18 protein-coding genes are annotated in these 18,297 nt (G+C 52.9%); 12 read left to right on the plus strand and 6 right to left on the minus strand.

Features of this window, described 5'->3' with window-relative positions:
• Positions 1-24: 24 nt before the first annotated feature.
• The 6 genes from plsX (at position 25) to fabF (ending at position 5,548) form a co-directional block, all read left to right on the plus strand.
• Positions 25-1,104, plus strand: a complete 1,080-nt coding sequence (gene plsX / locus ACLD3P_RS00970) for a phosphate acyltransferase PlsX (protein WP_001518286.1) — start codon at positions 25-27, stop codon at positions 1,102-1,104.
• Positions 1,105-1,183: 79 nt separating this feature from the next.
• Entirely contained in the window at positions 1,184-2,137 is a 954-nt protein-coding gene (gene fabH, locus ACLD3P_RS00975; RefSeq protein ID WP_000288148.1) for a beta-ketoacyl-ACP synthase III, read from the plus strand.
• 15 nt (positions 2,138-2,152) lie between these two features.
• Complete coding sequence (fabD, locus tag ACLD3P_RS00980; RefSeq protein WP_000191343.1) at positions 2,153-3,082, plus strand: ACP S-malonyltransferase; 930 nt, start codon at positions 2,153-2,155, stop codon at positions 3,080-3,082.
• 12 nt (positions 3,083-3,094) lie between these two features.
• Positions 3,095-3,829, plus strand: a complete 735-nt coding sequence (gene fabG, locus ACLD3P_RS00985; RefSeq protein WP_000007236.1) for a 3-oxoacyl-ACP reductase FabG — start codon at positions 3,095-3,097, stop codon at positions 3,827-3,829.
• 155 nt (positions 3,830-3,984) lie between these two features.
• Positions 3,985-4,221: an acyl carrier protein gene (acpP, locus tag ACLD3P_RS00990; protein ID WP_000103754.1), complete on the plus strand. Its 237-nt coding sequence runs from the start codon at positions 3,985-3,987 to the stop codon at positions 4,219-4,221.
• Positions 4,222-4,306: 85 nt separating this feature from the next.
• A complete protein-coding gene (gene fabF / locus ACLD3P_RS00995; RefSeq protein ID WP_411006612.1) occupies positions 4,307-5,548 on the plus strand; it encodes a beta-ketoacyl-ACP synthase II in 1,242 nt (413 codons plus the stop codon).
• A gap of 307 nt (positions 5,549-5,855) precedes the next feature.
• Here fabF and ACLD3P_RS01000 read toward each other — a convergent pair whose 3' ends face one another.
• From ACLD3P_RS01000 to ACLD3P_RS01025, 6 genes are all read right to left on the minus strand, one after another.
• Positions 5,856-6,380: a fimbrial protein gene (locus ACLD3P_RS01000; RefSeq protein ID WP_076936394.1), complete on the minus strand. Its 525-nt coding sequence runs from the start codon at positions 6,378-6,380 to the stop codon at positions 5,856-5,858.
• 17 nt (positions 6,381-6,397) lie between these two features.
• Positions 6,398-6,919 carry a fimbrial protein gene (locus ACLD3P_RS01005; protein ID WP_076935114.1) on the minus strand — a complete coding sequence of 174 codons (522 nt, stop codon included), beginning with the start codon at positions 6,917-6,919 and terminating at the stop codon, positions 6,398-6,400.
• Between the two features lie 16 nt (positions 6,920-6,935).
• Positions 6,936-7,931 (minus strand): fimbrial protein, encoded by a 996-nt coding sequence (locus ACLD3P_RS01010; RefSeq protein WP_076935115.1) that lies wholly within the window; start codon positions 7,929-7,931, stop codon positions 6,936-6,938.
• Between the two features lie 14 nt (positions 7,932-7,945).
• On the minus strand, positions 7,946-10,522 hold the full coding sequence (locus ACLD3P_RS01015; RefSeq protein WP_131046401.1) for a fimbria/pilus outer membrane usher protein: 2,577 nt from the start codon (positions 10,520-10,522) through the stop codon (positions 7,946-7,948).
• Between the two features lie 23 nt (positions 10,523-10,545).
• On the minus strand, positions 10,546-11,223 hold the full coding sequence (locus ACLD3P_RS01020) for a molecular chaperone (protein ID WP_131046400.1): 678 nt from the start codon (positions 11,221-11,223) through the stop codon (positions 10,546-10,548).
• Positions 11,224-11,298: 75 nt separating this feature from the next.
• Positions 11,299-11,841, minus strand: coding sequence for a fimbrial protein (locus ACLD3P_RS01025; protein ID WP_076935118.1), 543 nt, complete (start codon positions 11,839-11,841; stop codon positions 11,299-11,301).
• 414 nt (positions 11,842-12,255) lie between these two features.
• Between ACLD3P_RS01025 and pabC the strand changes: the two genes are divergently transcribed.
• From pabC to ptsG, 6 genes are all read left to right on the plus strand, one after another.
• Positions 12,256-13,065: an aminodeoxychorismate lyase gene (pabC, locus tag ACLD3P_RS01030; RefSeq protein WP_076935119.1), complete on the plus strand. Its 810-nt coding sequence runs from the start codon at positions 12,256-12,258 to the stop codon at positions 13,063-13,065.
• 2 nt (positions 13,066-13,067) lie between these two features.
• Entirely contained in the window at positions 13,068-14,090 is a 1,023-nt protein-coding gene (gene yceG, locus ACLD3P_RS01035) for a cell division protein YceG (RefSeq protein ID WP_131046399.1), read from the plus strand.
• Positions 14,080-14,721, plus strand: a complete 642-nt coding sequence (tmk, locus tag ACLD3P_RS01040; RefSeq protein WP_076935121.1) for a dTMP kinase — start codon at positions 14,080-14,082, stop codon at positions 14,719-14,721. The genes yceG and tmk overlap by 11 nt, the downstream gene beginning before the upstream one ends.
• Positions 14,718-15,722, plus strand: coding sequence for a DNA polymerase III subunit delta' (holB, locus tag ACLD3P_RS01045; protein ID WP_000872450.1), 1,005 nt, complete (start codon positions 14,718-14,720; stop codon positions 15,720-15,722). The genes tmk and holB overlap by 4 nt, the downstream gene beginning before the upstream one ends.
• 10 nt (positions 15,723-15,732) lie before the next feature.
• Positions 15,733-16,530 (plus strand): metal-dependent hydrolase, encoded by a 798-nt coding sequence (locus ACLD3P_RS01050; protein WP_000480268.1) that lies wholly within the window; start codon positions 15,733-15,735, stop codon positions 16,528-16,530.
• Positions 16,531-16,824: 294 nt separating this feature from the next.
• A complete protein-coding gene (gene ptsG / locus ACLD3P_RS01055; RefSeq protein WP_000475705.1) occupies positions 16,825-18,258 on the plus strand; it encodes a PTS glucose transporter subunit IIBC in 1,434 nt (477 codons plus the stop codon).
• The last annotated feature ends 39 nt before the right edge of the window (positions 18,259-18,297 follow it).

An 18,297-nucleotide genomic window follows, 5' to 3' on the forward strand; every position in this document is an offset into this window, starting at 1 on the left:
ACCGAACCAGGCAGCGACGATACCTTGACACGTCTAACCCTGGCGTTAGATGTCATGGGGGGCGATTTTGGTCCTTCCGTGACGGTGCCTGCAGCATTGCAGGCACTGAACGCTAATTCGCAGCTCACTCTTCTTTTAGTCGGGAATCCCGATATTATCACGCCATTACTTGCCAAAGCTGACTTTGAACAACGTTCGCGTCTGCAGATTATCCCTGCACAGTCAGTTATTGCCAGTGATGCCCGGCCTTCGCAGGCGATCCGCGCCAGTCGCGGGACATCCATGCGTGTGGCCCTGGAGCTTGTGAAAGAAGGCCGAGCCGAAGCTTGCGTTAGCGCCGGTAATACCGGGGCGCTGATGGGGCTGGCGAAATTATTGCTCAAGCCTCTTGAGGGGATTGAGCGTCCGGCGTTGGTGACGGTATTACCGCATCAGCAAAAGGGCAAAACGGTAGTGCTTGATTTGGGTGCCAACGTCGACTGTGACAGTACCATGCTGGTGCAGTTTGCCGTGATGGGCGCCGTTTTGGCGGAAGAGGTCGTCGGGATCAAAAATCCCCGCGTGGCGCTACTCAATATCGGGGAAGAAGAAACCAAAGGTCTCGACAGTATTCGCGAAGCCTCTTTAATGTTAAAAACAGTCCCAACCATCAATTACATCGGCTACCTTGAGGCGAATGAGTTACTGACGGGAAAAACCGATGTACTGGTGTGTGACGGCTTTACAGGCAATGTCACACTTAAAACGATGGAGGGGGTTGTCAGAATGTTCCTTTCACTGCTGAAATCACAGGGCGAGGGGAAAAAACGGTCGTGGTGGCTGCTGTTATTAAAACGTTGGTTACAAAAAAGCCTGACGAGGCGATTCAGTCACCTCAACCCCGACCAGTATAATGGCGCCTGTCTGTTAGGATTGCGCGGCACGGTGATAAAAAGTCATGGTGCGGCCAATCAGCGAGCATTTGCAGTCGCGATTGAACAGGCAGTGCAGGCGGTGCAGCGACAAGTTCCTCAGCGAATTGCCGCTCGCCTGGAATCTGTATACCCAGCCGGATTTGAACCGCTGGACGATGGCAAAGGCGTAAACCTGCGGGCGCACAGATAATATCGCTGTCTCCCCGGCGCCGCCAGCGTGCCAGACGTTTACAGGTAACGGTATATAACCGAAAAGTGACTGAGCGTACATGTATACGAAGATTATTGGTACTGGCAGCTATCTGCCCGAACAAGTGCGGACTAACGCCGATCTGGAAAAAATGGTTGAGACCTCTGACGAGTGGATTGTCACTCGTACAGGTATTCGTGAACGCCATATCGCCGCGCCGAATGAAACTGTCGCGACGATGGGCTTTACCGCTGCGAATCGCGCGATTGAGATGGCGGGGATCGATAAAGACCAAATTGGCTTGATTGTGGTGGCTACCACATCAGCAACGCATGCATTTCCAAGCGCGGCATGTCAGATTCAAAGTATGCTCGGTATTAAAGGTTGCCCGGCGTTTGATGTCGCGGCAGCGTGCGCAGGTTTCACCTACGCGTTAAGCATCGCCGACCAGTACGTTAAATCCGGCGCGGTTAAACACGCGCTGGTGGTCGGTTCCGATGTATTAGCCCGCACTTGCGATCCTGGCGATCGCGGTACGATCATTATTTTCGGCGATGGCGCAGGCGCGGCCGTACTGAGCGCTTCTGAAGAACCGGGTATTATCTCCACTCATCTTCATGCCGATGGCCGTTACGGTGAATTACTGACCCTGCCGAATGCCGATCGCGTAAATCCGGATAACCCGATTTACCTGACGATGGCGGGCAATGAAGTCTTTAAAGTGGCGGTCACTGAACTGGCGCATATTGTCGATGAGACGCTGGCGGCTAATAACCTGGATCGCTCAGAACTCGACTGGCTGGTGCCGCATCAGGCTAACCTGCGTATCATTAGCGCGACAGCGAAAAAACTCGGCATGTCGATGGACAATGTCGTCGTCACGCTGGACAGGCACGGCAATACCTCCGCGGCTTCTGTGCCGTGCGCGCTGGATGAAGCCGTGCGTGACGGGCGAATTAAAGCCGGTCAGCTGGTATTGCTTGAAGCCTTCGGGGGTGGATTCACCTGGGGCTCCGCGCTGATTCGTTTCTAGTATAAGGATTTAAACATGACGCAATTTGCATTTGTGTTCCCCGGTCAGGGTTCTCAGAGCGTTGGGATGTTGGCCGAAATGGCGGCAAATTACCCTATCGTAGAAGAAACGTTTGCTGAAGCTTCTGCGGCTCTGGGATATGATCTGTGGGCGCTCACCCAGCAAGGTCCAGCGGAAGAACTGAATAAAACCTGGCAGACGCAGCCGGCGTTATTAACCGCTTCCGTCGCGCTTTGGCGCGTTTGGCAGCAGCAGGGCGGTAAAATGCCTGCGTTAATGGCAGGTCACAGCTTGGGCGAATATTCCGCGCTGGTTTGCGCTGGCGTCATCAACTTTGCTGATGCCGTTCGTCTGGTGGAAATGCGCGGTAAATTCATGCAGGAAGCGGTTCCGGAAGGTACTGGCGGCATGTCTGCGATCATCGGGCTGGATGATGCCTCTATTGCTAAAGCCTGTGAAGAATCTGCCGAAGGGCAGGTTGTTTCGCCGGTTAACTTTAACTCGCCTGGACAGGTGGTTATCGCCGGGCATAAAGAGGCGGTAGAACGCGCGGGCGCAGCCTGTAAAGCCGCTGGCGCGAAACGCGCGCTGCCGCTGCCGGTGAGCGTACCGTCGCACTGCGCGCTGATGAAACCAGCGGCAGATAAGCTGGCGGTTGAATTAGCCAAAATTACCTTTAGCGCGCCAACGGTGCCGGTAGTAAACAACGTTGACGTGAAATGTGAAACCGATGCCGCCGCTATCCGCGATGCGCTGGTTCGCCAGTTGTACAATCCGGTACAGTGGACGAAGAGCGTGGAATTTATCGCGGCGCAGGGCGTTGAACATCTTTATGAAGTGGGTCCAGGTAAAGTCCTCACTGGTCTGACGAAACGTATTGTCGACACCCTGACAGCGTCGGCGCTGAACGAGCCGGCGGCGCTGTCTGCGGCACTTACGCAATAAAAGAGGAAAACCATGAGCTTTGAAGGAAAGATTGCGCTGGTGACTGGTGCAAGCCGTGGCATAGGCCGCGCAATTGCAGAGACTCTCGTTGCCCGCGGCGCGAAAGTTATCGGGACTGCGACCAGTGAAAATGGTGCGAAGAACATTAGCGACTATTTAGGTGCTAACGGGAAAGGTTTGATGTTGAATGTGACCGATCCTGCATCTATTGAATCTGTTCTGGAAAATATTCGCGCAGAATTTGGTGAAGTGGATATCCTGGTTAATAATGCCGGTATCACTCGTGATAATCTGTTGATGCGAATGAAAGATGATGAGTGGAACGATATTATCGAAACCAATTTATCATCCGTTTTCCGCCTGTCAAAAGCGGTAATGCGCGCTATGATGAAAAAGCGTTGTGGTCGCATTATCACTATTGGTTCTGTGGTTGGTACCATGGGAAATGCAGGTCAGGCAAACTACGCTGCGGCGAAAGCGGGCCTGATCGGTTTCAGTAAATCACTGGCGCGTGAAGTTGCGTCCCGTGGTATTACTGTCAATGTTGTGGCTCCGGGTTTTATTGAAACGGACATGACGCGTGCGCTGTCTGACGATCAGCGTGCGGGTATTCTGGCGCAGGTGCCTGCGGGTCGCCTCGGCGGCGCTCAGGAAATCGCCAGTGCGGTTGCATTTTTAGCCTCTGACGAAGCGAGTTACATCACTGGTGAGACTTTGCACGTCAACGGCGGAATGTACATGGTTTAATCACGATTGAAAAATATTTGCGTTATTAGGGCGAAAGGCCGCAAAATAACGTAAAATCGTGGTAAGACCTGCCGGGATTTAGTTGCAAATTTTTCAACATTTTATACACTACGAAAACCATCGCGAAAGCGAGTTTTGATAGGAAATTTAAGAGTATGAGCACTATCGAAGAACGCGTTAAGAAAATTATCGGCGAACAGCTGGGCGTTAAGCAGGAAGAAGTAACCAACAATGCTTCTTTCGTTGAAGACCTGGGCGCAGATTCTCTTGACACCGTTGAGCTGGTAATGGCTCTGGAAGAAGAGTTTGATACTGAGATTCCGGACGAAGAAGCTGAGAAAATCACCACCGTTCAGGCTGCCATTGATTACATCAACGGCCACCAGGCGTAAGTGAACATCTCCAGGCGGTCGTTCGACCGCCTGAGTTTTATCTTTTTGTCCCACTAGAATCATTTTCCCTCCCTGGAGGACAACCGTGTCTAAGCGTCGTGTAGTTGTGACCGGACTGGGCATGTTGTCTCCTGTCGGCAATACCGTAGAGTCTACCTGGAAAGCTCTCCTTGCCGGTCAGAGTGGCATCAGCCTGATCGACCATTTCGATACTAGCGCCTATGCAACGAAATTTGCTGGCTTAGTAAAGGATTTTAACTGTGATGACATTATCTCGCGCAAAGAACAGCGCAAGATGGATGCCTTCATTCAATATGGAATTGTCGCTGGCGTACAGGCCATGCAGGATTCTGGCCTTGAAGCGACGGAAGAGAACGCAAGCCGTATTGGCGCCGCTATCGGCTCCGGTATCGGTGGTCTCGGTCTGATCGAAGAAAACCACAGTTCGCTGGTAAAAGGCGGACCGCGTAAGATTAGCCCGTTCTTTGTCCCGTCGACGATTGTTAACATGGTAGCAGGCCATCTGACTATCATGTATGGCCTGCGTGGGCCAAGCATCTCTATTGCGACTGCCTGTACTTCAGGCGTGCATAACATCGGCCATGCCGCGCGTATCATCGCCTATGGCGATGCGGACGCGATGGTGGCAGGTGGCGCAGAAAAAGCCAGTACGCCGCTGGGCGTAGGTGGTTTTGGCGCAGCGCGCGCGCTGTCGACCCGCAACGATAACCCACAGGCGGCGAGCCGTCCGTGGGATAAAGAACGCGATGGTTTTGTACTGGGCGACGGTGCCGGTATGTTGGTGCTTGAAGAGTACGAACATGCAAAAGCGCGTGGTGCGAAAATCTATGCTGAAATCGTCGGCTTTGGTATGAGCAGCGATGCTTACCATATGACGTCGCCGCCGGAAAATGGCGCAGGCGCTGCGCTGGCGATGGTTAACGCGTTGCGTGATGCCGCGATTGAGCCTGCTCAGATTGGCTACGTCAACGCACACGGCACGTCGACGCCTGCCGGCGACAAAGCTGAGACGCAGGCGGTTAAGTCAGTCTTTGGCGATGCCGCAAGCCGAGTGATGGTGAGCTCGACCAAATCGATGACCGGCCATCTGTTGGGTGCCGCAGGCGCAGTAGAGTCTATTTTCTCTATTCTGGCGCTACGCGATCAGGCCATTCCGCCAACCATTAATCTGGATAACCCGGATGAAGGTTGCGATCTGGACTTCGTGCCGCATGAAGCGCGCCAGGTCAGCGATCTGGAGTACGCTCTGTGTAACTCCTTTGGTTTTGGCGGTACTAACGGTTCGTTGATTTTCAAACGCGTGTAGTTGGTTTCAAAGCCTATAAAAACGGAGCGCGATGCGCTCTGTTTTTTTTTACGTGCGCCGTGACAGACGCTGTTCTTCAGCTGTGGTGGCTAAAGAACGACTAAGAGGTGAAAGACCTCCACACACCCGGTGAGAGGAAGTGTTGGCCGAAGGCAAGGGTGTCTACCGCGAGGAGAATCTGAAGGAAGCCGGAAGCAAAATGCTGGCCTGACGAACTGGAAGCGCCGTATACGAACCCGTACGTACGGTGGTGTGAGAGGACGGCGGGAGCAATCCCGCGCCTCCTACTCGATCTTATGGGCAGTGTTTACTGATAAGTGAAGGAGAATTGCACTACCGCTTTGAACTCCCCGGCGGTGACGTAGCCGGTTGGCGTATATAAGCGAGCGGAAAGCGGGAACGTGGCACTACGGCTGATACTATCCACATTGACGGCCAACGCCCCCTGCGGTGAGATCTCCGTGATGTGGTCACGGCTCATGATCTGTAGCGCCATTCCGGTGGCATCCCCCTGCGTATTGGCAAACTTAGTCGGATCGTCGTTATCGGCGTCGCCGGTAAACGTGACAGTGACCTGCGTGGTGGAGGCCGGACAGGCGGAGAGTGTTAGTGCAAAATCTTGCCATTCGCTGGTATCGCTAACATTGGGGTAATCGACAGCGCGTGCCTGCTCAAACGTCACTGTCTGGTCTTTCGTTTCGGCATCGACGGTACAAGCGGAAGCGACCACCGTGCCGCTCAGGTTAATATCGGCTGCCCGGGCATGCGTGCAGGCCAGGATAATCCACAGGCTGACAACAATGGCGGCGCGTGTTCTGGTTGCCTGTTGCATGATCATGCTACCTCGTCTTATTGATAGGTAAATGTAGCCTGTACCTGGCCTACAATCGTACCTGGCCCCACGCCGCCCTTCGAAACTGCACGGGTACGTAGTTGCAGATCGTAAGCATGAGTACCTGATGGAATGGTAACGTTTTCCAGAGAAGTGCCATTGCTTAATGTTGTCGCACCATCCTGGGTGGTTAACTCCAACGCCAGGTTTGTGGCGGAACCGGTATTCAGATATTTGGTAGCGTCGGTATCTGTGGTACCGCTGAAGGCGACGCTAAAGCTGGAAGTTGAGGCCGGGCAGGCGGTCAGCCTCAGGGTAAATTCTTTCCAGCCGGTAGAACTGCCACCAGCGGATAAACTGTCCGCCTGAATATTATCCCCCAGGTTTACTTCCAGTGAGTCGTTGCCCCCATTGACCACGCAGGGGGAAGCGACAACAGTACCAGTAATATCAATATTCACGGCCTGACTGGTCGCAGAAAACAAACCACTACAGATCAGTGTTGCCAGCGCCAGTTTTTTATTTACGATCATTTTCATTGTTATTCCTTAACGTTTAGTTATAGCTAACATCAAACTCCAGTGCTGACTTCACTCTGCCCGCAGTGACGGTGCTGCTGTTATCAATGTAATAGCCAATTTTATAATTCGGGATGTCATAATCTCCCGAACCGGTATAATCGAGGGGGATATCTGTATTAAATTTTCCATAGCCAGATCCGTCGGCATTTTGTAATTGCACATATACCCCATTGGCATAACCTGTGCCGGTTTCCGTTTTCATCACGCCATTCGAAGCATCATGGGCACCATAAACGGCTTTCAGTTCATAACTGATGCCGTTAATCGCGCCGGGGCAGTTAGTGAGCTTGAGCGGTGGCGTGATATCAATGACATTCTGCGCCCCGTTAACCAGATTACTGCCATACAATGGAGGTAGTTTGATTTCTGTAGGTGCATTAATTGTGCATGCCGTCATCTTCGGTTGGCTACCAGAAATACCGTTATAAACAACACCAGAAAATAAAGGGGTACCAACGCCATCTGGGTTATGAATGTTTAGTGTCACAATGGGGGCCGATGTGATATTCCCAGCAGGAACGTTATCAGTCAATCTAACAAGTTGGTAATACACATGAATATATGTGTTCAGTGTATCGGTTGAGATATTTCCAGAAAGATTTACACGATAATCTGGCGAGGTAGTTGAGCCATCAACCGGATCGGTGGAAGATGATGTGATCTTCAGCCTATATTTAATGCCAATGCCGGCGTTATTGGTCGCATAAAGATTATCCCCAAGCTGAGTGCCGCTGATGGATAGATCGGCATAAGAGTTATGCGTGTCATCGTTAACATATATCTTAATAGGCGTTGAGCCATTTTCGGCCCACCAGCCATTGTCCTGACCGGCGTTGGCCGGGATAGTCAAATCGATAAATTTATACTGTTTAGGCGTGATAGTCGCATCGTAAAAATAATCAGCACTAGCCGTATTCGATAATAAAAAATTACCGACGATGAGCAGTATGGTTAAAAAAGACTTTTGCATCAGGTTCTCCTTTATTACTGACAACGCGCATTCATTTCCACAACGCCACTGGCGGGCGTGGCTTCAGGTAGCTGATAGGTGATGCGGCACTGTTCATTGCCTGTCTGGCCCCATTTTGCGGTTAGTGTCCCTTGATCTGTCATCCCTGACAGGTAAACCTGACCACCATCACCAACTATCGCCGCCGAGGCGGTGGTGGACTGGCTATCGGACACCATCGCGCCAAACGGTACGACATCGCCGTTGCTGCGGGTTAACGTCATCAGGACGCGCTTGCCCACGTGAGTATCGAATCGGGCGCGAACCACCGCGCCGCGCGTTGGGGTGACGGTCTGGCTGGAGAGCGTCAGGTCGGCATCGTCAGGTAACTCTTCCGTGTTCAGTGAAATCGCACCTTCCCGATAGGGGCTGATGTACGGCACGATGGTATAACCGCGGAAGTCGGTGCTGACTCCGGTCTGGTTATTGATGCTGACGCCGCTGGCGCCCGGGGCTTCTACCAGCGCGATCGTTTCGCCCAGCGGCTGACTCAAGGTAATGCCGTGGGCATGGGCCACAACGCCGCCTTCAATGCCGTAGTTCACGCGCTGCTGATCGTGGTCATAACCGTATGCCGCATTGACCCGAGCATAGGAACCCTGGTAATCGAGACTGCCATAACCGCCGTTGCCCTCGCCGTGGTTGGTTTCGCTCTCCTGCACGCTCCAGTTGAGATTCTGATCTTCCAGCGCAGCCCCGTTTAGTCCCACCGTATGACTGGTATCGCCCTGTTTACTGGTATTCAGGTTGTAGCTGGCCCAGCTGTTCTTCAGCCAGTAATCGAGCGGAATATTGATGTTCAGAGAGAAAATCTGATCCTCTTCGTAGGTTTTGGTGCTGTCGTGACCATTGTTATTGCTATCGTCACTGGCGTTGGTATTACGGTTATAGCTGTAGTTCAGGCTGTAGGTGATGCCGTTCCAACTGTTGCTGTAACCCACACCGATGGAGCGCATTTTTCGGTCACTGTTCCAGTAATCCTGGCTGATGGCGTTAAGTGAGACGGAGCCGCCGTTCTCCCACAAATTCTGGCTGAGCTGGATTTCGGCGCGGTTCTTTTTACGATCCGTGGTGTTCTGCCAGTCGTCGTCCCGCCAGGTGTCCAGCACCTCCTGGAGGGTGTAGTAGCCCGATGTAGAGTAGCGATAACCCGAAATAGAGACATTGGTGCCGGTTTCGAGAATATTTTTACTGTAACGGATGCGCCAGGACTGGCCGCTCTCTTTATCCTGATCTTTTTGCGTTGACCATGCCTGAGTGCCATCCACCGAGACGGCACCCAACTCGCCGAAGTTTTTTCCAAGCCCGGTGAGCAGGGACTTGTAGTGCTGTGAGAACTGGCCCCCGCCGTATACCGTAAGCCCGGCTGGCAGGCCATAAATCAGGGTGGCCTGGGTAAACATTTTTTTGTCGATATCGCTCTCATAGGGGCGATACTGGCCGCTGGTCACGCTGTACTTTAGCCGCCCTTCGCGCTGCAGAATAGGCAGAGAGGCGAAGGCCACCGTCTGATGCTGTTCGCTACCGTCGGCCTCTTTAATTGTGACGTCAAGATCGCCGCTGCTGCCGGTCGGGTACATATCGGTAATCTCAAATGCGCCCGGCGAAACATAGCTTTGATAAATGGTGTAACCATTCTGTTTGATAATTACCTGCGCGTTAGTACGGGCGATGCCGCGCACCACCGGCGCGTAGCCACGCTGGCTATCGGGCAACATATCATCGTCGGAGGCCAGCTGTGCGCCGCGGAACGGCACACTATCAAACAGCTCGGAGGGCGCGGTGCTGTCGCCGAGCGTCAGCTGACTTTTCAGCGCGATAATATTGCGCTGGGCGTAGGTGTAGAGCGAATCCCAGCTTTCATCGGCGCTATCGCCGTTGACGTTGCGATTCCAGGTGCTGTAGTTGCGAATGCGCCAGGGGCCAATATTCAGGCCCGGACGCAGGCTCAGATAATAGCTGTCGGAGTCGATCATATCGCCGCGGCGCGCTTTGGTGTTGGCGCCGGAAAAGCTATAGTTGAGCAGCAGGGCGTTAATGCCCTCATCGAGCCGTTCCGGGGCAATGTAGCCGCGGGCATGGCTGTCTACGGCGGCCTGCGGAATAGACAGCCGTAGCTGCTGGCGTTCAAAGGCGAACTCGGCGCTGGCCTGCGGGATCGCCGCCAGGTTAGCGCAGTCGCCGTGACCAGCAAGATTTGGAAACGCGTCGGTACGAATACCGAACTCGCGCAGCGAGTCAACGCTGAAGCAGGGCTGCAAAGTGGTGTTGCCTGTAGTATCCTTTTGCATAACAAAATTAACGTCATGCACGCCAGCGGACGATTTATTCACAATGACGTCAACGCGATAGGTGCCAGGCATTTGGCCTATGCCTTCTTCAAAAGCGGAAAGATCGGTAAGCTCTTTTCCCGGCCCGTCGATCCCCAGCAGCGCTGGGTTAAAATATTCGCGGGCAAACGCAGTGTTACCGGCTGGCAGTGCGCACTGCAGGGCGATAAAGCAGGCGATTCGACTGAGCGTCATTATTTTTTTGTATGCGTCTGCATTCATCCCGATATCCTTTCGGTGTGGTCTCACAGGCGTTTGTGGTGTTCAGACCCGATAGAGCCGAAATCGTTAATAAGTGTCCAGGTTACGTCGCCGCTGGCCTCGGCGGGCGCGGTAAAGCTGGCGGAACTCATCGGCGCGACATAGGTAGCGTCTTTCACGGTGCTGGTTCCTATCTTCACCGTGCTGAAGTTCATATAGTAGGCTGTGGGATTGGTCACGGTAAGACGGTTACCGCTGTGCTGCCAGGTCAGCTTCGCGGTGACGTTTTCCGGTTGCTCCGTCAACGCCTGCGGACGGTAAATTAATTTAATGCGGGTTTTCACCGCAATTTGCAGAGTGTTAACGTTATCCTGCTTTTCCGTCGTCGATGGGATCGACTTAATATTCATCCAGTAGAGGGACTCACGATCTTCCGGCAGATTGCCGCCAGTACGGAGAATTCGCAGATTATTTTCCTGCCCTGCGCCTAAACGAAAAAGCGGCGGCGTGACCATAAACGGCGATTTATCGCTGCTTTTTTCCCCAGCGTCACTCCATGATTGAATGAGATAAGAAGATTGGTCCGGATTTTTAACGCTAATCGACGTTTCTTTTTTATCGCCGTTATAAATAATACGGGTTCCGCCGATAATAACACCAGCCTGTACGGTTGCCGTAGTGAATATAAGCGTGGCGGCAGTGAGTAAACTATATTTATTCATGGAGTATCTCCAAAGCAAAGCCGGGTCCATCCGGCTTTATTGGTTTACTAAAACGAGAGAATAAATTCCGCGCGATTAGTTGTAGGTCAGAGTAAAGTTAACGACGCCGTTGGCATCGCCGCCTGATACGCTGTCTTCTGTCGCGATATAACGGGCGAAAAAGTCGAGGTTTGTTTCTTCTGCCGCATCGGAGGCAATAGTAACGGATTTAGACTCAGTACCCAGCGGCAGTTCGCTGGTATCGCTATTCAATAACTGGATAGCGACACCTTTAGCGACGCCGGTAGTGCCGTAACCGGTGATTTGCAGATAGTCGTTATTAAGGGTGTCCGGCGTACCGTCATATTTTACGGAAACCGGTTTTCCCAGCAGCTCTGCAGGGCAGGCGGTTAATACCAGTGAAAACTTGGTGGTTGCTGCCGTTGAGCCAGCGTTGGTAAACGCTGTTTTAGAGACCTCGCCCAGCTTGACATCCTGAGAACTGGTGACACTGCCGTTAATTTTGCAACCTGCTTCGATGATTTTGCCGGTAAAATTAACTTGGCCATCCTGAGCCATTGCAGTCGAAGCAAGCCCCATTGCGGTGAATAATACAGCAGCGGCAAATTTTCCTTTCATTAAAAATGTCCTTTCATGGTCGACTCGATACGTAGATATTACTCAGCGCACGATAAATAGGCTTTGAGTAATAAATATATTAATTATGACTTTCTAATTGCAGTATTAAATATGATAGGGTAACGTCAGGCGATACCCAATTGCATTTTGACCATATATGAAAGTTATGGCTATAAATAATATCTAATTAGTGCTTTTTGTTTTGCTAAATATATTCGCTCGATAAATCAATTTCGTAATTTAAGATGTTGTGATTAATATTATTGCTATAATTTATTTGTCATGGTTGACATAAATATGCCTTTTCTTATTAAAATAAGGAAAATCCGAAAAATAACGTGTTATCTTGCTGGCAAAGCCCTTGCGCGCAGGCCATTCCCCTGACACTCTGATGGGCTGTTATCTGGAGGATGAATGTATCTGATTAACGGCCAATCCACTGAACGACTCGCGGTGAATGACCGGGGGGTGCAGTTCGGAGACGGTTGCTTTACCACTGCTCGGATCGCGGCGGGGGAGATTGCCCTATTTTCCCGTCATCTGGCTCGCCTGGAAGAAACGTGCTCTCGTTTGGCGATCCCCTTTAACGATTGGGATGTATTAGCAAAAGAGATGCGCCGCCTGGCACAACCGCATCGGGAAGGCGTGCTGAAAGTGATGATTACTCGTGGCGCAGGCGGACGCGGTTACAGCGCCGCCAGTTGTCAATTACCCACACGGATTCTTAGCGTGTCGCCTTATCCTGCCCACTATGCCCGCTGGAAAAACGAGGGCATCACTCTCACCCTTAGTCCCATACCGCTTGGGCGCAATCCTTATCTTGCCGGATTAAAACATCTGAACCGCCTCGAACAGGTGTTGATTCGCTCTCATCTTGAGCAGACGGACGCCGATGAGGCGCTGGTTCTTGACAGCGAGGGATGGGTTACGGAATGCTGTGCGGCTAATTTGTTTTGGCGTACAGGCGATATTGTTTTTACGCCGCGTCTGGATCAGGCCGGGGTGAACGGCATTATGCGACAATTTTGTTTACGCCAACTGGCGCAATCTCCTTTCCAGGTTCTTGAAGTACAGGCGAGAGAGGAGGCGGTCAGGCAGGCGGATGAGGTTATCATCTGCAACGCGCTAATGCCGATTATTCCCATACGCGCCTATCACGGGACGTCGTATTCTTCGCGAACACTGTTTCAATTTTTAGCCCCATTTTGTGAGCATCCGAATTAGTTATGAAAAAATTGTCAGGCGTTTTCCTTCTGCTGTTGGTTGTGCTGGGTATTGCCGCGGGCGTGGGGATGTGGAAAGTTCGCCATCTGGCAAACAGCACGTTACTTATTAAAAACGAGACTATCTTTACGCTCAAGGCGGGAACGGGGCGGCTGGCGCTTGGCGACCAGCTTTATGATGAAAAAATCATTAATCGCCCCCGGGTATTTCAGTGGCTGCTGCGCGTGGAGCCTGAGTTATCGCACTTTAAAGCGGGAACTTACCGTTTTACGCCCGGGATGACCGTACGGGAGATGCTTGAGTTGCTGGAGAGCGGCAAAGAAGCGCAATTCCCGTTGCGGTTTGTGGAAGGGATGCGCCTTAGCGATTACCTGAAACAGCTACGAGAGGCGCCGTATATTCGCCATACATTGCCGGATGATGACTACGCCACTGTCGCTCAGGCATTAAAGCTTGCGCATCCGGAATGGGTAGAAGGGTGGTTCTGGCCTGATACCTGGATGTATACCGCCAACACCAGCGATGTCGCTATTCTCAAGCGAGCGCACCAAAAGATGGTGAAAGCTGTCGATACTGTCTGGAAAGGCCGGGCCGAGGGGCTGCCTTATAAAGATCAGAACCAACTGGTGACAATGGCCTCGATTATTGAAAAAGAAACGGCTGTCGCCAGCGAACGCGATCAGGTGGCCTCAGTCTTTATTAATCGCCTGAGAATCGGTATGCGCCTTCAGACCGATCCCACCGTGATTTACGGGATGGGGACGAGTTATAATGGTAACTTGTCGCGTGCGGATCTGGAAAAGCCGACGGCTTATAACACGTATACCATAACCGGGCTGCCGCCAGGACCGATTGCATCGCCCAGCGAAGCGTCATTGCAGGCGGCGGCGCATCCGGCGAAAACGCCGTATCTCTATTTTGTGGCCGACGGTAAAGGCGGTCACACATTTAACACCAATCTTGCCAGCCATAATCGGTCAGTGAAGGAGTATCTGAAAGTGCTTAAGGAAAAAAATGGGCAGTAATTATATCGTCATCGAGGGCCTGGAAGGCGCCGGAAAAACCACTGCGCGCGACGTGGTGGTGGAGACCCTTGAGCAACTGGGTATTCGTAACATGATTTTTACCCGTGAGCCGGGCGGTACGCAGCTTGCCGAAAAACTAAGAAGTCTGGTGCTGGATATCCGATCGGTAGGCGACGAAGTGATTACCGATAAAGCGGAAGTACTGATGTTTTATGCCGCTCGCGTACAGCTCGTCGAAACGGTAATCAAACCCGCGCTGGCGCAAGGCATATGGGTGATCGGCGATCGCCACGACCTCTCGACCCAGGCGTATCAGGGGGGAGGGCGCGGCATTGATCAAACCATGCTGGCGACACTACGCGATGCCGTGCTGGGCGATTTTCGCCCTGACCTGACGCTGTATCTGGATGTCACGCCGGAAGTCGGACTAAAACGCGCCAGAGCGCGCGGCGATTTGGATCGCATTGAGCAGGAATCTTTTGATTTCTTTAACCGGACTCGCTCGCGTTATCTGGAACTGGCGGCGCAAGACTCGCGTATCCGCACCATTGACGCGACCCAGCCGCTGGATGCCGTCATGCGCGACATTCGCGCCACGGTGACGAAGTGGGTGCAGGAGCAAGCGGCATGAAATGGTATCCATGGTTACGGCCCGCCTATGAAAAACTGGTAGAAAGTTACCAGGCGGGACGTGGGCACCATGCGCTACTGATTCAGGCCTTACCTGGCATGGGCGACGAGGCGCTGTGCTATGCGCTGAGCCGTTATCTGTTATGCCAGCAGCCTGAGGGCCACAAAAGCTGTGGGCATTGCCGTGGCTGTCAGCTTATGCAGGCTGGCACGCATCCGGACTATTACACGCTGACGCCGGATAAAGGCAAAAGCAGCCTCGGCGTAGATGCGGTACGCGAGGTCAGCGAGAAATTGTACGAGCACTCCCGTCTGGGCGGTGCGAAGGTGGTGTGGATTGCGGATGCGGCGCTATTAACCGACGCCGCTGCCAATGCGTTGCTCAAAACGCTGGAAGAGCCGCCGGAGCAAACCTGGTTTTTCCTTGCCAGCCCGGAGCCTGCTCGTCTGTTGGCGACATTACGCAGCCGCTGCCGGCTGCATCATCTGGCGCCGCCGTCCGAATCGTATGCGATGTCATGGCTGTCACGAGAAGTGACAGCGTCACAAGAAGCATTGCTCACGGCGCTACGCCTGAATGCGGGGTCGCCCGGCGCCGCGCTGGCGCTGTTGCAGTCTGAACGCTGGGCGCAGCGTGAGGCGCTGTGTCAGGCGTTGATGGACAGTTTACATACGGGCGACTGGTATGCGTTATTAACGGCGCTCAATCATGAGCAAGCTCCGGCGCGCCTGCACTGGCTGGCGACGCTGCTGGTAGACGCGCTTAAACGTCAGCACGGCGCGTCGTACCTGACAAACGTTGATGCGGACGCGGTTGTTGCCGCGCTGGCGGGGCCGCTATCCCCGGCGCGTATTCAGGCAATCCTGAACGATGTTTGCCATTGTCGTGATCAATTACTTCATGTGACCGGATTAAACCGCGAACTGGTATTAACCGATCTCATTCTCCGCATCGAGCATTACCTGCAACCAGGCACCTTGTTGCCTGTTCCTCATCTTTGAGAGAGACATTATGTTTTTAGTCGACTCACACTGCCATCTTGATGGTCTGGATTATCAATCTTTGCATAAGGACGTGGACGATGTGCTGGCAAAAGCCGCCGCGCGCGATGTGAAGTTCTGTTTAGCGGTGGCGACGACGCTGCCGGGGTATCGCCATATGCGCGAGCTGGTGGGCAAGCGCGATAATGTGGTCTTTTCCTGTGGCGTGCATCCGTTAAATCAGGATGAAGCATATGACGTAGAAGAACTGCGCCTCCTTGCTGCAGAAGACGATGTGGTGGCGATGGGCGAGACCGGGCTTGATTACTTTTACACGCCTGAGACCAAAATCCGCCAGCAGGCGTCTTTTATTCATCATATCCAGATTGGCCGCGAATTGCATAAACCGGTGATTGTCCATACTCGCGACGCGCGTGCCGATACGCTGGCTATCCTGCGCGAAGAAAAAGTGACGGATTGCGGCGGCGTACTACACTGTTTTACAGAAGACAGAGAAACGGCCGGCAAATTGTTGGATCTGGGGTTTTATATCTCTTTTTCCGGCATCGTAACGTTCCGTAACGCTGAGCAGTTGCGTGATGCGGCGCGCTATGTGCCGCTGGATCGGTTATTAGTCGAGACCGATTCTCCTTATCTGGCACCGGTGCCGCATCGCGGTAAAGAGAACCAGCCTGCGATGGTACGCGACGTCGCAGAATATATGGCGGTATTGAAAGGGGTTGCCGTTGAAGAACTGGCGCAGATCACCACCGATAACTTTGCTCGCCTGTTCCATATTGACGCGTCTCGCCTGTCATCAATCCGTTAAACGAGTTTTTTTAAAGCTCGTAATTAATAAGCAAAGCGCGTAAAGTTCACCGCCACAAAAGGGGCGGTGAGCGAGATTATAGAAACATTCGGAAACTCATTTTGGCAGAATGTGATACTTTTTAGGCTATCTGGCGCTGAAACGTGATAGCCGTCAAACAAAATCAGACGTATTTATTTTACTCTGTGTAATAAATAAAAGGGCACTTAGATGTCCTGTCCACGGCGGGGTTCTCCCCCCTCGCCAATGCGTGAGAACGTAGAAAAGCACAAATACTCAGGAGCACTCTCAATTATGTTTAAGAATGCATTTGCTAACCTGCAAAAGGTCGGTAAATCGCTGATGCTGCCGGTATCCGTACTCCCTATCGCAGGTATCCTGCTGGGTGTCGGTTCCGCTAACTTCAGCTGGCTGCCAGCCGTTGTATCGCACGTTATGGCAGAAGCGGGCGGATCTGTTTTTGCCAATATGCCGCTGATTTTCGCTATCGGCGTGGCGTTGGGCTTTACCAACAACGACGGCGTTTCGGCTCTGGCGGCGGTAGTAGCGTATGGCATCATGGTGAAAACCATGGCTGTGGTTGCGCCGCTGGTTCTGCATTTACCTGCTGAAGAGATCGCCGCTAAACACCTTGCTGATACGGGTGTTCTCGGGGGGATTATCTCCGGTGCGATCGCAGCGTATATGTTTAACCGCTTCTACCGTATCAAACTGCCTGAGTATCTGGGCTTCTTTGCGGGCAAACGCTTCGTGCCGATCATTTCGGGTCTGGCCGCTATTTTTACCGGTGTGGTGCTGTCTTTCGTATGGCCGCCAATCGGTACGGCTATCCAGGCGTTCTCGCAGTGGGCGGCTTATCAGAACCCGGTTGTCGCGTTTGGCATTTACGGTTTTATCGAGCGTTGCCTGGTGCCGTTTGGCCTGCATCATATCTGGAACGTTCCTTTCCAGATGCAGATCGGCGAATACACCAACGCAGCGGGCCAGGTATTCCACGGCGACATTCCGCGTTATATGGCGGGCGACCCGACGGCAGGTATGTTGTCTGGCGGCTTCCTGTTCAAAATGTACGGTCTGCCGGCTGCGGCCATTGCTATCTGGCACTCTGCTAAACCGGAAAACCGCGCAAAAGTGGGCGGTATCATGATTTCCGCCGCGCTGACCTCGTTTTTGACGGGTATTACCGAGCCTATCGAGTTCTCCTTCATGTTCGTGGCGCCGATCCTGTACATCATTCACGCGATTCTGGCAGGTCTGGCATTCCCGATCTGTATCCTGCTGGGGATGCGTGACGGTACGTCGTTCTCCCACGGTCTGATCGACTTTATCGTGCTGTCCGGTAACAGCAGCAAATTGTGGCTGTTCCCGATTGTTGGCGCCGGTTATGCGATTGTGTACTACACCGTGTTCCGCGTGCTGATCAAAGCGCTGGATCTGAAAACGCCGGGTCGTGAAGACACTACTGATGACGCAAAAGCGGGTGCGACCAGCGAAATGGCGCCGGCTTTGGTTGCGGCGTTTGGCGGTAAAGAGAACATCACTAACCTGGATGCCTGTATCACGCGTCTGCGTGTGAGCGTAGCCGATGTAGCGAAAGTGGATCAGGCTGGCCTGAAGAAACTGGGCGCGGCAGGCGTTGTCGTCGCGGGTTCCGGCGTTCAGGCTATTTTCGGTACGAAATCCGATAACCTGAAAACGGAAATGGATGAGTACATCCGTAACAGCTAAGCAGTAATGATGTTGGGGAGAATTAAGGCAGCCATTCGG

Origin of the sequence: Salmonella sp. 741265073_HBA (assembly GCF_046569105.1) — a bacterium.
Lineage (GTDB): Bacteria > Pseudomonadota > Gammaproteobacteria > Enterobacterales > Enterobacteriaceae > Salmonella > Salmonella enterica.